We start from the raw sequence: 16,031 nt of genomic DNA, 5'->3' as shown, positions 1-16,031 counted from the left end.
ATCGCGCACGATCTGCCGTGGACGCCCGAGCAGCACGAGTGGCTGCTGGCGCTGGGGCACGACGTGCTGATGCCGGCCGCCCCGCAGGTAGGCATCGCGCCCGAGCCGCTGCCCGTTGCAGTCGAAGCCAAGGCGGCGCCGCGCAGCCGCGACGCGGCCGTGCCCGCACCGGGATCGCCCGCGTTGTTGCGCGCGCTGGCACGCGCCGCCGGCCGCAACGAAGCCGACGCGGAATTCCTGCAGCGGCTGCCCGACCTGGCCACGCTGCGCGGCAACCCCGCGGCACGCCGGGCGCTGTGGCCCAGCCTGCGCGCGCTGCGCACGCGGACGTCGCGATGAACGCGCGGGTGAAAGATTCGCCGTTACCGCTGGGCCTGCGTGCGATGCGCGAGGACGACCTCGCCGCGGTGCAGCTGATCGAATCGCGGGCCTACGAATTCCCCTGGTCGGTGGGCATCTTCCGCGACTGCCTGCGCGCGGATTACCCGGCCTGGGTGCTGCACCACGAGGAGCGCATCGTCGGCTACTTCCTGATGTCGGTCGCCGCCGGCGAGGCGCATGTGCTCAACGTGTGCGTGGCGCCGGAGATGCAGGGACACGGCTATGGCCGGCGCCTGCTGCACGCGCTGCTGCAGATCGCGCGCGGCCGCAGCGTCGCGCGGGTGTTCCTCGAAGTGCGGCCGTCGAATACGAGCGCCATCGCGCTGTACCACGACGAAGGCTTCAACGAGATCGGCCGGCGCCCGCGCTATTACCCGGCGAAGGACGGCCGCGAGGACGCGCTGGTGATGGCGATGGAACTGTTGCCGCCGACGTAGCTCGCAAGGGAAAGGAACGCATGGAAGGTCGCTGCGTCGCGGGTGCGTTGCTGCTGGTGCTGGCCAGCCTGCTGCCGGTACGGGCCGCCGGTCCGGTGGTGAAGCTGTTGCAGACCTCGCCGCCCGCGGACTGCGTGTCCCGGCGCCTGGGCCAGGTCGAGGTCACCCTCGGCAGCAAGGAGCCCAACGCGCGCACCGGCATGGCGCCACCGTCGGTGAGCTATCGCAAGGCGTTCGCCCAATTGCTCGAAGCCGCGCGCGCACGCGGCGCGGATGCGGTGGTGTTGCGCGAACACGAATCGGCCTATGTCGCGCGTGGTGCGCGCCAGCCGCGGCGTCCGACTTACCTGTCACTGCACGGTGCCGCGCTGCAGCTGGGCGGCGAGCCGGGCAAGTGCCCGCTGGTGGTGCTGGATCCGCGCGAGTACGAACGCCAGGCCCTGGCCCGGCAGCGCGAGGACGTCAGCACCGACACCGGCCTGGCCTTCTAGATCGGTCGCCCCGGAGCGCCCACGGGCGCTCCGGCTTACCGACCCGAATTCAGCGGCGTGAACTCATCGGCGTGAACTCATCCGCGTGACTCACCGAGGTGAGGCGGCGACTCAGCCCAGCTTGCTGCGCTGCGCCGCCAGCCCGGACAGCTGCGTCGTCCAGTCCACCAGGCGCTTGCGCTCCTGCTCGACCACCGCCGCCGGCGCGTTGGCGACGAAGGTGTCGCTGGCGAGCTTGTTCTGGCACTTGGCGATCTCGCCTTCGACGCGCTTGAGCTCCTTGTCCAGGCGCGTGCGCTCGGCCGACAGGTCGACCAGGCCTTCCAGCGGCACCAGCAGGTGCAGTTCACCGACCACGGCCGCGGCCGAGGCCGGTGCGGCCTTGGCGTCGGCGATGAAGTCGATGCGTTCCAGTCGGGTCAGGAAGCGCAGCTGCGAGTCGAAGCGGCGCGCACGGTCGTGGTCGGCGTGGGTGCCGTCCGCCAGCAGCAGGTTCACCAGCTTCGACGGCGCGACGTTGAGCTCGCTGCGCACGCGGCGCAGCGCGGAGACCATCGCCTTGAGCCATTCGATGTCGCCTTCCGCCGCGGCGTAATCGGCGCCGGCGAAGTCCTGCGCCTGCGGATACGGGCGCAGCATGATCGAGCCCTCGGCGATGCCGAGCTTGGGCGCCACCGCCTGCCACAGCTCCTCGGTCACGAACGGCACCAGCGGGTGCAGCAGCGACAGCAGGCGCTCGAGCACCCACAGCAGGGTGTGGCGCGTGCTGGCGGCCGCGCTGGCTTCGTCGCCGTTGAGCGCCGGCTTGGCGAACTCCACGAACCAGTCGCAGAAGTCGTTCCAGGCGAATTCGTACAGCGCCTGCGCCAGCAGGTCGAAGCGATAGGACGCGAAGTGCTGCTCGGCTTCCGCCGCGGTCTTGGCCAGCTGCGCCAGGATCCAGCGCTCGGCATCCGTCTTCGGCTGCGGCACGCCGGTGAAGCTCGCGCCCTCGGTGTTCATCAGCACGAAGCGGCTGGCGTTCCACAGCTTGTTGCAGAAGTTCTTGTAGCCCTCGGCACGGCCCATGTCGAACTTGATGTCGCGGCCGTGGCCGGCCAGCGCGGCGATGGTGAAACGCAGGGCGTCGGCGCCGAAGGCGGGAATGCCTTCCGGGAATTCCTTGCGCGTGGCCTTCTCGATCTTCTCGGCCATCTTCGGCTGCATCAGGCCGCCGGTGCGCTTGGCGACCAGGTCGTCCAGTGCGATGCCGTCGATGATGTCGATCGGGTCGAGCACGTTGCCCTTCGACTTCGACATCTTCTGCCCGTGCGCATCGCGGATCAGGCCGGTGATGTACACGTCCTTGAACGGCACGCGGCCGGTGAAGTGGTCGGTCATGAAGATCATGCGCGCGACCCAGAAGAAGATGATGTCGAAACCGGTGACCAGCACGGAGGAGGGCACGTAGCGGTCGAAGCCGCGCTCGGCCATCAGGTCGGTATTGGGCCAGCCCATGGTGCTGAACGGCCACAGCGCGGAGGAGAACCAAGTCTCCAGCACGTCGTTGTCCTGCGACAACGCGATCTCGCTGCCGAGGTTGTGCTTCGTGCGCACTTCGGCTTCGTTGCGGCCGACGTAGATGCTGCCCTGCGCGTCGTACCACGCCGGAATGCGGTGACCCCACCAGAGCTGGCGGCTGATGCACCAGTCCTGGATGTTCTCCATCCAGTGGCGGTAGGTGTTGACCCAGTTCGCCGGCACGAATTCGATGTGGCCTTCCTCGACCAGGTCGAGGCCGCGCGTGGCGAAGCCGTCCATCTGCACGAACCACTGGTCGGTCAGGTACGGCTCGATCACCTGGTTGGTGCGGTCGCCGCGCGGCACCTGCAGCTTGTGCGGCTTGGTTTCGACCAGCAGGCCTTCGGTCTCCAGGTCGGCAAGCACCGCCTTGCGTGCGACGTAGCGATCCAGGCCGCGGTACTGCTCGGGCACGTTGTCGTTGGTCGTAGCTTCCGGGGTGAAGATGTTGATCATCGGCAGCTGGTGGCGCTGGCCGACGGCGTAGTCGTTGAAGTCGTGCGCAGGCGTGACCTTGACCACGCCGGTGCCGAATTCGCGGTCGACGTAGGCATCGGCGATCACCGGAATCGCGCGGCCGGTCAGCGGCAGCGTCACGGTCTTGCCGATCAGGTGTGCGTAGCGCTCGTCGTCCGGATGCACCATCACCGCGGTGTCGCCGAGCATGGTTTCCGGACGCGTGGTGGCCACGACGAGCGTGCCGCTGCCATCGGTCAGCGGGTAGCTGATCGACCACAGGTGGCCGTCTTCTTCCTCGTTGACGACTTCAAGATCGGAGATCGCGGTCTTCAGTACCGGGTCCCAGTTGACCAGGCGCTGGCCGCGGTAGATCAGGCCCTGCTCGTGCAGCTTCACGAAGGCCTCGACCACCGCTTCAGCGGCCATCGGGTCCATGGTGAAGGTGCTGCGGGTCCAGTCGCCCGACGTGCCCAGGCGGCGCATCTGCCGCTCGATGGTGTCGCCGGACTGCTGCTTCCACTCCCACACCTTGCTGATGAAGCCGTCGCGGCCGAGCGAGTCGCGCGTCTCGCCCTTGCCTTCGGCGGCGAGGTTGCGCGAAACCACCATTTCCGTCGCGATGCCCGCGTGGTCGGTGCCCATCTGCCACAACGTGTCGTAGCCGCGCATGCGGTGGTAGCGGACCAGCGCGTCCATCAGCGTGTGCTGGAAGGCGTGGCCCATGTGCAGCGTGCCGGTGACGTTCGGCGGCGGCAGCAGGATGGTGTAGGGCTCGCCTTGGCCGGTCGGCTTGAATACGCCCGAATTCTCCCACTGCTGGTACAGGCGGGTTTCGAACTGGGTGGGGTCGTAGCTGGAGGGGAGCGTGGTCATAAAGGCCGTGATTCGTTGTTCGGGACTCGGGATTCGCAGGAGCGGGCCGTTTACGACTCCCGAATCTCCAATCCCGAATCCCGGCTTCAATTACATGTCGTACTTCTTCAACTCCAACCCGCGCGCCTGGTACTGCTTCCAGCGCTCGCGCAGCGGGCCGCGCGCGGACTCGTCGGCCGGCACCACTTCCAGCACGCGCTCGAAGCTGCCGTCGACCGCGTCGTCGCGCAGGTTGATCACCAATGGGCGCAGTGGCGCGTCGACGTCGGGCGCGGCGATCAGCACCGCGGCTTCGTCCTCGTCGACGTCGGCGCCGGCGAGCTGGTGCGGGATATAGACGTCCTCGCCCATGTCCCACAGCAGGTCGTCGAGTTGCTCGGCCTGCGCCGCGTCGCGCGCGAGCACCAGCGTCCACAAGCCGGCGTCGTGCGCCTTGCGTGCGAGTTCGCACACCAGGCGCAGCGGTTCGGCGCGGAACCGCTCCTTGGCAATCAGATAAAAGTCGGCGCGCGGCACGGCGTCAACGCAATCAGGCGGAAGCGCGATCGAGCAGCCACTGGCTCAGCATGCCGACCGGGCGACCCGTCGCCATGCCGCGCTTGCCTTCGTCGTTGGCGACGCCGGCGATGTCCAGGTGCGCCCAGCGCTGGCCCTCGGTGAAGCGCGCGAGGAAGCAGCCCGCGGTGATCGCGCCGGCCCAGCGGCCGCCGATGTTGTAGACGTCGGCGAAGGTGGAATCCAGCAGCGACTGGTATTCGTCCCACAGCGGCAGGCGCCAGCTGCGGTCGAACACGTTCTCGCCGGCGGCGATGAGTTCGTCGGCGAGGTCGTCGTCCTTCGACATCAGGCCGGCCGCGTACTTGCCCAGCGCGATCACGCAGGCGCCGGTGAGCGTGGCCACGTCGAGCAGGGCCTGCGGCTCGAAGCGCGCGGCATAGGTCAGCGCATCGCACAGGATCAGGCGGCCTTCGGCGTCGGTGTTGCCGACTTCGATGGTCTTGCCCGACATCGAGGTGAGCACGTCGGAGGGGCGGTACGCGTCGGCGTCGGGCATGTTCTCGACCGCCGGCACGATCACCACGAGGTTGATCGGCAGCTGCATGCCGACCGCCGCCACGAACGCGCCCATCACGCTGGCCGCGCCGCACATGTCGTACTTCATCTCCTCGATGCCGCCCTGGGTCTTCAAGTTGATGCCGCCGGTATCGAAGGTGATGCCCTTGCCGACCAGCACGAAGGGCTTGGCGTCGCCGCCGTTGCTCCACTTCATCACGATCAGCTTGGGCGGGTTGGCCGAGCCGCGCGACACGGCGAGCAGCGAGCCCATGCCCAGTTCCTGCATCTGCGTGCGGTCGAGCACGTCGCAGGCGGCCTTGTCGAAGCGGCCGCAGAATTCCTGCGCCTGCTGGGCGAGGTAGGTCGGGTTGCAGATGTTCGGCGGCAGGTTGCCCAGCTCGCGGGTGAAGGCGACGCCAGCGGCGATGGCCTTGCCGTGCGCCAGTGCGCCCGCGTCTTCGCCGCGGATCGACAGGTGCTTGAGGCCGGTCTCGTCGCGCTTCTTGTTCTTGGCGCCGAGGGTGGCGGTGTAGGCGTAGCAGGCGTGGTCGGCGACGATCGCGGCCTGGCGCAGGTTCCAGGCCTGGTCGCGGCCCTTGACCTCGATTTCGCTCAGGGTGAGCAGCGCCTTGGCGACCGGGCCGGTCTTGAGCGCGCGGGCGGCATCACCGACGGCCTTGATGTACTGCGGCACGCCGAACTTGCCGGCGTCACCCAGGCCGATCACCAGCACGCGCGGCGCGGTGACGCCGGGCAGGTCGTGCAGCAGCGCGGTCTTGCCGGTCTTGCCGCTGACGTCGCCGCGTTCGAGCAGGGCGCGCAGGCGGCCGCCGCTGGCCTCGTCGAGGGCCTGGCCCGACGGGCTCAGGCTCTTGTCGGCGAAGGAGCCCACGACGACGCAGTCGGTCGCGACGGTCGCGGGGGCAGCGTGGTTCAGGTCGAATTCGAGGGTCATCCAACAGATTCCGGGGGGAGTTAGGAGAAAACGATCCGCTGCGCGGGTGTACCGAACGGCTCCGGTACTACCCGTACGCCATACCAGTAGGCCGTACCAAGTAGAATCGCGGGTCGGTCGACCGGCCAGTTGGCGAGGGCAGGCATGCCGCCCGACAGCGCCAGCCGGACCAAACCGCAAGTCTACCAGCCCCCTTACGCCGACCGCCCAAGGCCCACCTCCCTGATGCCCAAGCTCGATCGCTACCTGTTCGGCGAATTCGTCCAGTCCACTTTCGCCGCTGGCGTCGTGCTGATGATCGTGGCCTTCGGCGGTGTCTTCACCGACGTCCTGCGCGACATGGCCACCGGCCGCCTTCCCGTCGGCCTGCTGCTGCCGCAGCTGGGCCTGGTGATGCTGAACTGGCTGCCGCTGATCCTGCCGCTGGCGCTGATGCTCGGCCTGATGCTGGGTGTCGGCCGGCTCTACCGCGATTCGGAAATGCCGGTGATCGCGGCGATCGGGGTGGGGCCGCGGCGGATCCTCAAGCCGCTGCTGCTGCTGGTGGTGCCGATGGTGGCGGTCGTGGCGGCCTGTTCGCTGTGGCTGGGCCCTTGGGCCGAACGCGTCTCGCGGCAGATGGTGAGCCAGGCGAACCGCAACCTGATCGTGGCAGGGCTGGAACCCGGCGCCTTCACCGAGATGCCCGGCGGCAACGGCGTGATCTTCGTCGGCGAGATGAGCCCCGACGGCAGCCGCTTCAACCGCGTCTTCGTCTACCGGCAGAAGGGCGGCCGCCTCGACGTGACCACCTCCAACGACGGCGAAGTCACCGTCGACGAGAACGGCGAGCGTTACCTGACCCTCAACGACGGCTTCGAAGTCGAGGGGCCGCGTGAAGCGGGCCTGGACTACCGCCTGCTCAGCTATAAGCGCAACGAGGTCACCCTGCCGGCGGGCGAATCCAAGTTCGATCCCAACGACCCCGAGTACCTGCCCACCACGCGCCTGTTCGGCGATCCGCGCAAGGAGGCCAACGCGCAGCTGCATGCCCGCATCGCGCCGCCGCTGCTGGCGTTCGCGTTCGCGCTGCTGGCGGTGCCGCTGGCCCGCAGCATGCCGCGCCAGGCCCGCTACGGCCGGGTCATGACCGGCTTCCTCGGCTACATGATCGGCATGAACCTGATGCTGATGGGCACCAAGTGGCTGGAGAAGGGCCGCATTCCCGCCGAACTGGGCCTGTGGTGGCTGGTGCTGCCACTGCTGGTGACCGCGCTGTGGATGTATTTCAGCGACGGCCGCATGGCCCGCGCGAAGCGGGCGCAGGCGTAAGGGGCGCGCACGGATGAAGCCATTCCCCAAGATCCACGACCTCTACGTCGGTCGCATCGTCCTCGGCACGGTGCTGCTGGTGTGGGCGGTGCTGCTCGGCCTCGACCTGATGCTGAGCTTCGTCGGCGAATTCGGCGACATCGGCAAGGGCAACTACGGCATCGCCACGGCGATCGCCTACATGGCCTACACGCTGCCGCGGCGCCTGTACGAACTGTTTCCGTATGCCGCGGTGGTCGGTTCGCTGATGGCGCTCGGCCAGCTCGCGGCCTCGTCGGAACTGACCGCGCTGCGCGCCGTGGGTCTGTCGCGGCGGCGCCTCAGCATCGCCGTGGCCGGCGCGCTGGCGGTGCTGACGCTGCTGATGGTGATGAGCGGCGAGACCGCCGGTCCCTGGGGCGAGCGCCGTGCCAACGCGCTCAAGGCCACGGCGAAGTCGAAGGACATGATCGTCGCGCGCTACTCCGGCCTGTGGGCGCGCGAGGGCGACGTCATCCTCAATGCCAACGGCGGCGCCGAACGCGACAACGGCAAGGAGCGCTGGCTGGAACTGCGCGACGTGCGGCTGTACCAGTTCGCCGGCGACGGCCGGCTCAGGTCGCTGGCGCGCGTGCGCATCGCCGAGCACCGCCCCGGCGGCTGGTTGCTGCGCGACGTCGATCGCACCAACTTCCAGGCCAAGTCGGTGACGCAGGAGAAGATCGCCGAGGAGCGCTGGGAATCGAAGCTGGATGCGGTGGCGCTGACGGCCGGCACCGACAAGCCGCGCTACCTCGCCGCGGGCGAACTGCGCGGCGCGATCGACTATCGCAAGCGCAACAGCCTGGATGCCTCCGAGTTCGAGGCCATCTACTGGGGGCGCTGGTTCTACGCGCTCAACATCCTCGCGCTGTGCCTGGCGGCGGTGCCGTTCGCGTTCGGCACGCTGCGCAGCGGCGGCATGGGCAAGCGCCTGTTCATCGGTATCGTGTTCTCGCTCGGCTTCTGGCTGCTGCAGCAGCAGTGCGTGCGCCTCGCGCAGGTCTACCACTTCGACTACCGCCTGGCCTACCTGATGCCGACCCTGGTGATGCTGGCGGTGTCGTGGTTCCTGTTCCGCAGACGATCGGGGTGAGCGTGCGCGCTTAGCCGATGCCCTATCGGCATCGGCTGCGGCCGCGAACGCCCGGCCATGGATGGGGCGGGCAGGACGATCCGAAGCCCGCAGCGTCGCGCCAGGGATGGCAACCGATCAGCGATGGAAGCGAGGCCGCCCTATCGGCGTAGGCATCGGCCGCGAACGCCCGGCCGCGCCACGGCAGCGGTGACATGGCGACAGGGCTGAACGCGCCGCAGCGCGCGATGACGGTGAACTGGCGCTTTCCTAATTGCGCTGCCGGTTTCGTAGGCGCGACTGCCAGCGAAAGGCACCCGGGTGCGCTGCGCTTACCCGGGCTACGCGATGGAGTCATGCGACGGCAGGGTCAACGCGTCGCCATGAACAATGAGGCGCCACCGCGACTGGCCGCCAAGGCGTTCGCTGAATCCTCGAGTCGCGAAGCATCGCCCGACGACCGTCTACCGCTTCGCCACCCGCACCACCCGCATCCCGCTCGCCCGGTCATGCCAGGTGCGCCGCTCGCGATCCAGCCACGCCCACCAGAACCCGGATCCGGCGAGTAGTAGCGACAGCGTTCCCACCGCGTAGCGCGCCCACAGCGTCGACCAGGACGCGGCGCTGCCGTCCGCCGTGACCACGCGGATGCGCCACGGCCGCATGCCCAGCGTCTGGCCGCCGCGGCGCCAGCTCACCGTCGCATACACGCCGGCGACCACCCAGCAGCTCAGCCACAGCGCCCACGCCAGCGGCGAGTAAGGCGGGATGTTCTGGTGCGGGTCGTGATGGCCGAGGAACGTGTAGCCCAGGGTGAACGCGGTGGACACGACCATCCACAGCGCGAGGACCGGCCAGAAGTCGTAGAACAGCGCGAGCAGGCGCCAGCCGATCAGCGCGACGGGCCGGGTGGACGAGGGTTGCGGGGAGGCATTGGTCGAGGAAGGCATTGCATCAGCATATAAGCTTGGCCGATGAGTCCGCACACGCCCGCCGAACGCCGCACGCAGGCCATGGCCCTGCCGCCGGTGCCCGAGGCCGATGCCGCCGCGATCGCGGCGTTCCTCGATGCGATCTGGGCGGAAAGCGGGCTGTCGCGGCAGACGCTGGACAGCTACCGGCGCGACCTCGAAGGCATCGCGCGCTGGCGCGAAGGCCGCGACGGCGGCCTGCCGATGGCCGATCGCGCCGCGCTGTTCGACTACCTCGCCTGGCGCAGCCGTAGCGACTACTCGCCGCGCAGCAATGCGCGCCTGCTGTCGGCGCTGCGCGCCTTCTTCGCCCATCGCGTGCGCAGCGGCGCGCGCGGCGACGATCCCACTGCGTTGCTCGATCCGCCGCGGTTGCCGCGCTCGCTGCCCAAGGCCCTGGGCGAAAGCCAGATCGATGCGTTGCTCGGTGCGCCCGATGCCACCACGCCGCTGGGCCTGCGCGATCGCGCGATGTTCGAACTGATGTACGCCTGTGGCCTGCGCGTGAGCGAACTGGTCAACCTGCCCGCGACCGCGGTCAACCTGCGCCAGGGCGTGCTGCGCGTGACCGGCAAGGGCAGCAAGGAGCGGCTGGTGCCGCTGGGGGAGGAGGCGCAGCACTGGCTCGAACGCTACCTCGCGGACGCGCGCCCGCAACTCGCCGGCAAGCGCGCATTGGCGCCGTTGTTCATCGGCGCCAGCGGCGAGGCGCCGACGCGGCAGCAGTTCTGGCAGCTGGTGAAGCGTTACGCCGGCGCGGCCGGGATCGACCCGGCGAAGATCAGCCCGCACGGCCTGCGCCACAGTTTCGCCACCCACCTGCTCAACCACGGCGCCGACCTGCGCGCGCTGCAGATGCTGCTCGGCCACAGCTCGCTGTCGACGACGCAGATCTACACGCTGGTGGCGCGCGAGCAGCTCAAGCACCTCCACGCCAAACACCACCCGAGAGGGTGAGGCAGGCCCGCTTACGCGGCACTGCCGCGTGGGCCTGCCGAACGCCCGGCCATGGCCGGGCCGGACGATCCGAAGCCGATTAAGTCGCGCCAGGGACGGCAAGGCGATGGCATCAAGTGGCACCGCGAACGCGACCATGAATGCCCAGCCCGGCGATCCCAAGCCTTGACCGCGCCAAAAATGGCGACGACGACATTCAATCCCCCGATGTTGCCGAGAACATCCATTGGCCACATCCGTGACCCAATCCCCGAACCGCCCATCCCCGCCTCCCGTGCCGCCCGTCGTGCCCATGCGACAATCGCGGAACTCCACGCCGGTGCGGACGATCCAATTCCGTCCGGCTACCTCACGCAAGGATTTCCATGAAGCGAGTTCTATTTGCCCTGCTGGGTGCGATCAGCCTGTCGGCATGCGCGCAGGGGCCGCAGTCGGGAGGCGATGTCGCGAAAGCGCCGGGTGCGCAGGCCGCCAGCGCCAACAAGGCGGCGCCGATCGTCACCGGCCGCGCCCCCAACGCCGCGGCCAATACGCCCGAGGCGCGCGCGATCGCGGCCGTGCGCTCGCTGAATCCGCGCGTGGAGATCGACAAGGTCCGCGCGGCGCCGATCCCCGGTTTCCGTGAGGCGATCGTGCAGGGCCAGGTCGTGTACGTGAGCGACGACGGCCGTTACCTGTTCCTGCCCGGCCCGCAGGGCGCGTTGTACGACACGACGACGAAGACGGACCTGAGCGAGCAGTCGCTCGCGGCGATCCGCAAGGACCTGATCAAGGCCATCCCGGTCAGCGAGCGCATCGTGTTCGCGCCGCCGAACCCGAAGTACACGGTGTCGATCTTCACCGACGTCGAATGCGGCTACTGCCGCAAGCTCCACAGCGAGATCGCCGAATACAACCGCCAGGGCATCGCCATCCAGTACATGGCGTTCCCGCGCATGGGCATCGGCAGCGAGGACCACAAGAAAATGATCTCGGTGTGGTGCGCGCCGGACCGCAAGAAGGCGCTGACCGACGCCAAGAACGACCGCCCGGTGCCGGCCCGCGACTGCAAGAACACGGTGAGCATGCAGTACGACATCGGCCAGCGCGCCGGCCTGACCGGCACGCCGATGATCATCGCCGAGGACGGCTCCACCGTCGGCGGCTACCTGCCGCCGCAGCGCCTGCGCGAGGCGCTCGACAAGCTGGCGCAGGGCGGCGAAGCCGCGCCGGCCGGTGCGACGGACCCGGTGGCGGCCACGGGCGGCTGATCCGGAAGACGGATGGCCCGCAGTCCGGGAAAACGGAGGCTTCGGCCTCCGTTTTCGTTTTGGGATTGGCGGCCAGTCAAGGCGGTGTACGTAATCAAAGGCTCGGCCGCCTGTTTCCGTCGGCCGCGCGCGCGGCTTCGACGACGCCGGTGCTCGGGGTTCGCCGCGGGCGGCTACAATAGCCGGCCCGTACCCCACGGTTCCCCGGACATGATGGTCCTCGAGGGCGCATCCGCCCTGTCTTCGTTCCGCCGCGAACGCCTGCAAGCCCGCCTCCAAGCCGTCCATCCCGACCTGCGCCTGCTCGGCGCCTGGTGGACCTATTGGGTCGTCCCCGAAGCCAGCGCCCAGCCCGACGCCGCCACGCTCGCGCGCATCCTGCAGGGCGGGTTCGACGAAGCTCCGCGCGCCGCCGGTGCCGTCTCGCGCTACGTCACCCCGCGCCTGGGCACCCTGTCGCCGTGGGCGAGCAAGGCGACCGAGCTGCTGCAGGGCGCCGGGCAACCGGTGAAGCGCGTCGAACGCGGCCTGCGCTACGACCTCGCCGGCTGGCCCGGCGATGCGCCGACCCAGGGCGCGCTGGCCAAGCTGCTGCACGACCCGATGACCCAGTCGTTGCTGGCCGCCCGCGACGACGCGGCCGCGCTGTTCGCCGCCCCCGCGCGCGGCGAACTCGAACGCATCCCGCTGGCCACGCTGGAGGCCGCCAACGGCCGCCTCGGCCTCGCCCTGGCCGATGACGAGATCGCCTACCTGCGCGAGCGCTACGCCGCGCTCGGCCGCGATCCCTCCGACGTCGAGCTGATGATGTTCGCGCAGGCGAACTCCGAGCACTGCCGGCACAAGATCTTCAACGCATCGTGGACGCTGGACGGCCGCAACATGCTCGATAAGAGCGATCGGCCCCTGTCGCTGTTCAAGATGATCAAGAACACCCACGCGACCACGCCGCAGTACACGCTGTCCGCGTACAGCGACAACGCCGCGGTGGTTGAGGGCTACCCGGCGCGCCGCTTCCGTCCGCAGCCGGGCACGCAGGCGTACGCAAGCGAAGCCGAACAGCCGTCGGCGTTCTGCATCAAGGTCGAGACCCACAACCACCCCACCGCGATCGCGCCTTTTCCGGGCGCGAGCACCGGCAACGGCGGCGAGATCCGCGACGAAGGCGCGACCGGCCGTGGCGGCCGCCCCAAGGCCGGCCTCAGCGGCTTCTCGGTCTCGCACCTGCGCATCCCGACGCTGCCGCAGCCGTGGGAAACCAACCGTTCGTTGAACCCGCGCATGGCCCCGGCGCTGGAAATCATGCTCGACGGCCCGCTCGGCGGCGCCGCGTTCAACAACGAATTCGGCCGGCCGAACCTGACCGGCTACTTCCGCAGTTTCGAGCTCGACGAAGGCAGCCACGCGCGCGCCTACGACAAGCCGATCATGCTCGCCGGCGGTCTCGGTGCGATGGACCGGATCCAGGTGCAGAAGCATTCGCTGCGCCCGGGCGATGCGGTGGTCGTGCTCGGCGGTCCGGCCATGCTGATCGGCCTGGGCGGCGGCGCCGCCAGCTCGGTCGCCTCGGGCGAGAGCGCGGAAGAACTCGATTTCGCCAGCGTGCAGCGCGACAACCCGGAAATGGAACGCCGCTGCCAGGAAGTGCTCGACCAGTGCGTTGCGATGGGCGAGGACAACCCGATCGTCAGCGCGCACGACGTCGGCGCGGGCGGCCTGTCCAACGCGATTCCCGAATTGCTGCACGACTCCGGCGTCGGTGGCGTGATCGACCTGGACAAGGTGCCCAAGGACGACCCGTCGCTGTCGCCGATGCAGCTGTGGTGCAACGAATCGCAGGAACGCTACGTGCTGGGCCTGCCGGCCGCGCGCGTCGCCGAGTTCGCCGCGCTGTGCGAGCGCGAGCGCTGTCCGTTCGCGGTGGTCGGCCATGCGACCGCGGAGGAGCACCTGGTCGTCGGCTACGGCGCCACCGTCGCGAACGCGCGCGAAGCCGGCCGCGACTGGCCGATCGATTTCCCCATGGACGTGCTGTTCGGCAAGCCGCCGAAGATGCACCGCGACACCACCCACCCCGGCGCCGCACCGTGGCCGGCGCTGGATTGGCAGGGCATCGGCCTGCGCGACGCCGCGCTGCGCGTGCTCGCGCACCCGACCGTCGCCTCCAAGCAGTTCCTCATCACGATCGGTGATCGCAGCGTCGGCGGCCTGACCGCGCGCGACCAGCTGGTTGGCCCGTGGCAGATGCCCGTGGCCGACTGCGCGATCACCCTGGCCGGCTTCGACACCCACGCGGGCGAGGCGATGGCGATCGGCGAGCGCACCCCGCTGGCGCTGCTCGATGCCGCCGCGGCCGCGCGCATGGCCGTGGGCGAGGCGATCACCAACCTGATCGCCGCGCCGGTGGAATCGCTCGACCGGATCAAGCTCTCGGCGAACTGGATGGCCGCCGCCGGCCATCCGGGCGAGGACGCGCTGCTGTTCGACGCGGTCAAGGCGGTGGGCATGGAACTGTGCCCGGCGCTGGACCTCAGCATCCCGGTCGGCAAGGACTCGCTGTCGATGCAGGCGCAATGGCACGACGACGGCCAGGCGCACAAGTCGGTGTCGCCGGTGTCGCTGATCGTCAGCGCCTTCGCGCCGGTCACCGACGTGCGCGGCCAGCTGACCCCGCTGCTCGCGCGCGAGGACGACTCCGAACTGTGGCTGCTCGGCCTGGGCGCCGGTCGCCAACGCATGGGCGGCTCGATCCTGGCGCAATGTTTCCCGGAAGCCGGCGGCAACGAACTGCCGGCGTTCGCCGGCCGTTCCTCCGACCGCGACGATCCGGCGGTGCCCGACCTCGACGATCCGCAGCGCCTGCGTGCGTTCTTCGAACTGATCCGTGATGCGCGCAGCCATGGCCTGCTGCGCGCGTACCACGACCGCAGCGACGGCGGCGCGTTCGCGGCGCTGTGCGAAATGGCGTTCGCCTCGCACGTCGGCCTCGACATCGACCTCGACGGCTGGGGCGACGATCGCGCCAACGATCCGCTGCGCACGCTGTTCAACGAGGAGCTGGGCGCGGTCGTGCAGATCGCGACCGAGGACCGCGCCGAATTCGCCGACCTCGTCGCCCGCCACGGCCTGATCGATTGCGCGCAGCGCATCGCCAAGCCGACCACGGCGCCGACGATCCGCGTGCGCCAGGACGGCGACACGCTGGCGGAATGGCGCTGGGACGAGCTGTTCGACGCCTGGTGGTCGGTCACGCACGCGATGCAGAAGCTGCGCGACAACCCGGAAGCCGCCGACCAGGAACGCGCCGCGGCGCGCGATTTCGCCGCGCCGGGCCTGAAGCCGAAGCTCGGTTTCGACGCCAGCGAAGACATCGCCGCACCGTTCATCAACACGGGTGTCCGTCCGAAGGTGGCGATCCTGCGCGAGCAGGGCGTCAACAGCCAGGTCGAGACCGCGTACGCGTTCGACCGTGCCGGCTTCGAAGCGTTCGACGTGCACATGAGCGACCTGATCAACGGCCGCTTCCAGCTCGACGACTTCGCCGGCTTCGTCGCCTGCGGCGGTTTCAGCTACGGCGACGTGCTCGGCGCGGGCCGCGGCTGGGCGACCTCGGTGCTGGAGCGTGCGGCGTTGCGCGATGCCTTCACCACGTTCTTCCAGCGCAACGGCACGTTCGCGCTGGGCGTGTGCAACGGCTGCCAGATGCTGTCGCAGCTCAAGGACCTGATCCCGGGCGCGGAGCACTTCCCGCAGTTCCTGCGCAACGCCAGCGAGCAGTACGAAGGCCGCGTGGCCCTGCTGGAAGTCGCCGACTCGCCGTCGCTGTTCCTCGCCGGCATGCAGGGTTCGCGCATCCCGGTGGCGGTCGCGCACGGTGAAGGCCGCGCTTCGTTCGAGGCCACCGGCGATGCCGGTCGCGTCGCGGTCGCGCTGAACTACATCAACGGCGACGGCAGCCTGGCGACGAGCTATCCGGCCAATCCGAACGGCTCGGCGAATGCCATCGCCGGCGTGTGCAGCGACGACGGCCGCGTCACCATCCTGATGCCGCATCCGGAACGCACCCTGCGCAACGCCAACTTCAGCTGGGCGCCGCGCGATTGGCGCGACGCGTCGGCGACGGACGAGTCGCCGTGGCAGCGCATGTTCCGCAACGCGCGGGTGTGGATCGGCTGAGGCGACGCGGATCCGCGTCGTCGTTTCGACGCACCGTGAAACGGGAAAGCCTGGCCACTGG

The 16,031-nt window shown here is 69.4% G+C and carries 12 protein-coding genes; 8 read left to right on the top strand and 4 right to left on the bottom strand.

Features of this window, described 5'->3' with window-relative positions; all coding sequences use genetic code 11:
- Genes H8B22_RS14910 through H8B22_RS04035 form a run of 3 tightly spaced genes read left to right on the top strand, consistent with a single transcriptional unit; the run spans position 1 to position 1,309 of the window.
- A complete protein-coding gene (locus H8B22_RS14910; protein WP_187713519.1) occupies positions 1-339 on the top strand; it encodes a hypothetical protein in 339 nt (112 codons plus the stop codon).
- Positions 336-818: a ribosomal protein S18-alanine N-acetyltransferase gene (gene rimI / locus H8B22_RS04040; protein ID WP_187712838.1), complete on the top strand. Its 483-nt coding sequence runs from the start codon at positions 336-338 to the stop codon at positions 816-818. The genes H8B22_RS14910 and rimI overlap by 4 nt, the downstream gene beginning before the upstream one ends.
- 20 nt (positions 819-838) lie before the next feature.
- Positions 839-1,309 (top strand): hypothetical protein, encoded by a 471-nt coding sequence (locus H8B22_RS04035; RefSeq protein WP_187712837.1) that lies wholly within the window; start codon positions 839-841, stop codon positions 1,307-1,309.
- Between the two features lie 111 nt (positions 1,310-1,420).
- Here H8B22_RS04035 and H8B22_RS04030 read toward each other — a convergent pair whose 3' ends face one another.
- The 3 genes from H8B22_RS04030 to H8B22_RS04020 form a co-directional block, all read right to left on the bottom strand.
- Positions 1,421-4,201, bottom strand: a complete 2,781-nt coding sequence (locus H8B22_RS04030; protein WP_187712836.1) for a valine--tRNA ligase — start codon at positions 4,199-4,201, stop codon at positions 1,421-1,423.
- Between the two features lie 90 nt (positions 4,202-4,291).
- Positions 4,292-4,717, bottom strand: coding sequence for a DNA polymerase III subunit chi (locus tag H8B22_RS04025; protein ID WP_187712835.1), 426 nt, complete (start codon positions 4,715-4,717; stop codon positions 4,292-4,294).
- Between the two features lie 13 nt (positions 4,718-4,730).
- A complete protein-coding gene (locus H8B22_RS04020) occupies positions 4,731-6,212 on the bottom strand; it encodes a leucyl aminopeptidase (RefSeq protein ID WP_187712834.1) in 1,482 nt (493 codons plus the stop codon).
- 225 nt (positions 6,213-6,437) lie between these two features.
- Between H8B22_RS04020 and lptF the strand changes: the two genes are divergently transcribed.
- Positions 6,438-7,523, top strand: coding sequence for an LPS export ABC transporter permease LptF (lptF, locus tag H8B22_RS04015; protein WP_187712833.1), 1,086 nt, complete (start codon positions 6,438-6,440; stop codon positions 7,521-7,523).
- Complete coding sequence (gene lptG / locus H8B22_RS04010; RefSeq protein WP_407060838.1) at positions 7,477-8,637, top strand: LPS export ABC transporter permease LptG; 1,161 nt, start codon at positions 7,477-7,479, stop codon at positions 8,635-8,637. The genes lptF and lptG overlap by 47 nt, the downstream gene beginning before the upstream one ends.
- Before the next feature lie 443 nt (positions 8,638-9,080).
- Here the strand turns inward: lptG and H8B22_RS04005 are convergent, their stop codons facing one another.
- Entirely contained in the window at positions 9,081-9,566 is a 486-nt protein-coding gene (locus H8B22_RS04005; RefSeq protein WP_187712831.1) for an RDD family protein, read from the bottom strand.
- 24 nt (positions 9,567-9,590) lie between these two features.
- Here H8B22_RS04005 and xerD point away from each other — a divergent pair, with 24 nt between their 5' ends.
- The 3 genes from xerD (at position 9,591) to purL (ending at position 15,970) form a co-directional block, all read left to right on the top strand.
- Positions 9,591-10,544, top strand: a complete 954-nt coding sequence (xerD, locus tag H8B22_RS04000; RefSeq protein WP_187712830.1) for a site-specific tyrosine recombinase XerD — start codon at positions 9,591-9,593, stop codon at positions 10,542-10,544.
- A 365-nt stretch (positions 10,545-10,909) separates the two neighbouring features.
- On the top strand, positions 10,910-11,794 hold the full coding sequence (locus H8B22_RS03995; RefSeq protein WP_187712829.1) for a DsbC family protein: 885 nt from the start codon (positions 10,910-10,912) through the stop codon (positions 11,792-11,794).
- Positions 11,795-12,004: 210 nt separating this feature from the next.
- Positions 12,005-15,970 (top strand): phosphoribosylformylglycinamidine synthase, encoded by a 3,966-nt coding sequence (gene purL, locus H8B22_RS03990; RefSeq protein WP_187712828.1) that lies wholly within the window; start codon positions 12,005-12,007, stop codon positions 15,968-15,970.
- Positions 15,971-16,031 lie beyond the last annotated feature (61 nt).

This window comes from Lysobacter terrestris (assembly GCF_014489475.1).
Lineage (GTDB): Bacteria > Pseudomonadota > Gammaproteobacteria > Xanthomonadales > Xanthomonadaceae > Agrilutibacter > Agrilutibacter terrestris.
The sequence above is the reverse complement of the archived record's forward strand: the minus strand, read 5'-3'. Positions and strand labels throughout refer to the sequence as shown.

What these genes read in the sequence shown, in the direction of transcription:
- H8B22_RS03995 (WP_187712829.1), top strand. Translation starts at nt 10,910, where the DNA reads ATGAAGCGAGTTCTATTTGCCCTGCTGGGTGCGATCAGCCTGTCGGCA.
- purL (WP_187712828.1), top strand. Translation starts at nt 12,005, where the DNA reads ATGATGGTCCTCGAGGGCGCATCCGCCCTGTCTTCGTTCCGCCGCGAA.
- H8B22_RS04030 (WP_187712836.1), bottom strand. Translation starts at nt 4,201, where the DNA reads ATGACCACGCTCCCCTCCAGCTACGACCCCACCCAGTTCGAAACCCGC.
- xerD (WP_187712830.1), top strand. Translation starts at nt 9,591, where the DNA reads ATGAGTCCGCACACGCCCGCCGAACGCCGCACGCAGGCCATGGCCCTG.
- lptF (WP_187712833.1), top strand. Translation starts at nt 6,438, where the DNA reads ATGCCCAAGCTCGATCGCTACCTGTTCGGCGAATTCGTCCAGTCCACT.
- rimI (WP_187712838.1), top strand. Translation starts at nt 336, where the DNA reads ATGAACGCGCGGGTGAAAGATTCGCCGTTACCGCTGGGCCTGCGTGCG.
- H8B22_RS04020 (WP_187712834.1), bottom strand. Translation starts at nt 6,212, where the DNA reads ATGACCCTCGAATTCGACCTGAACCACGCTGCCCCCGCGACCGTCGCG.
- H8B22_RS04005 (WP_187712831.1), bottom strand. Translation starts at nt 9,566, where the DNA reads ATGCCTTCCTCGACCAATGCCTCCCCGCAACCCTCGTCCACCCGGCCC.
- H8B22_RS04035 (WP_187712837.1), top strand. Translation starts at nt 839, where the DNA reads ATGGAAGGTCGCTGCGTCGCGGGTGCGTTGCTGCTGGTGCTGGCCAGC.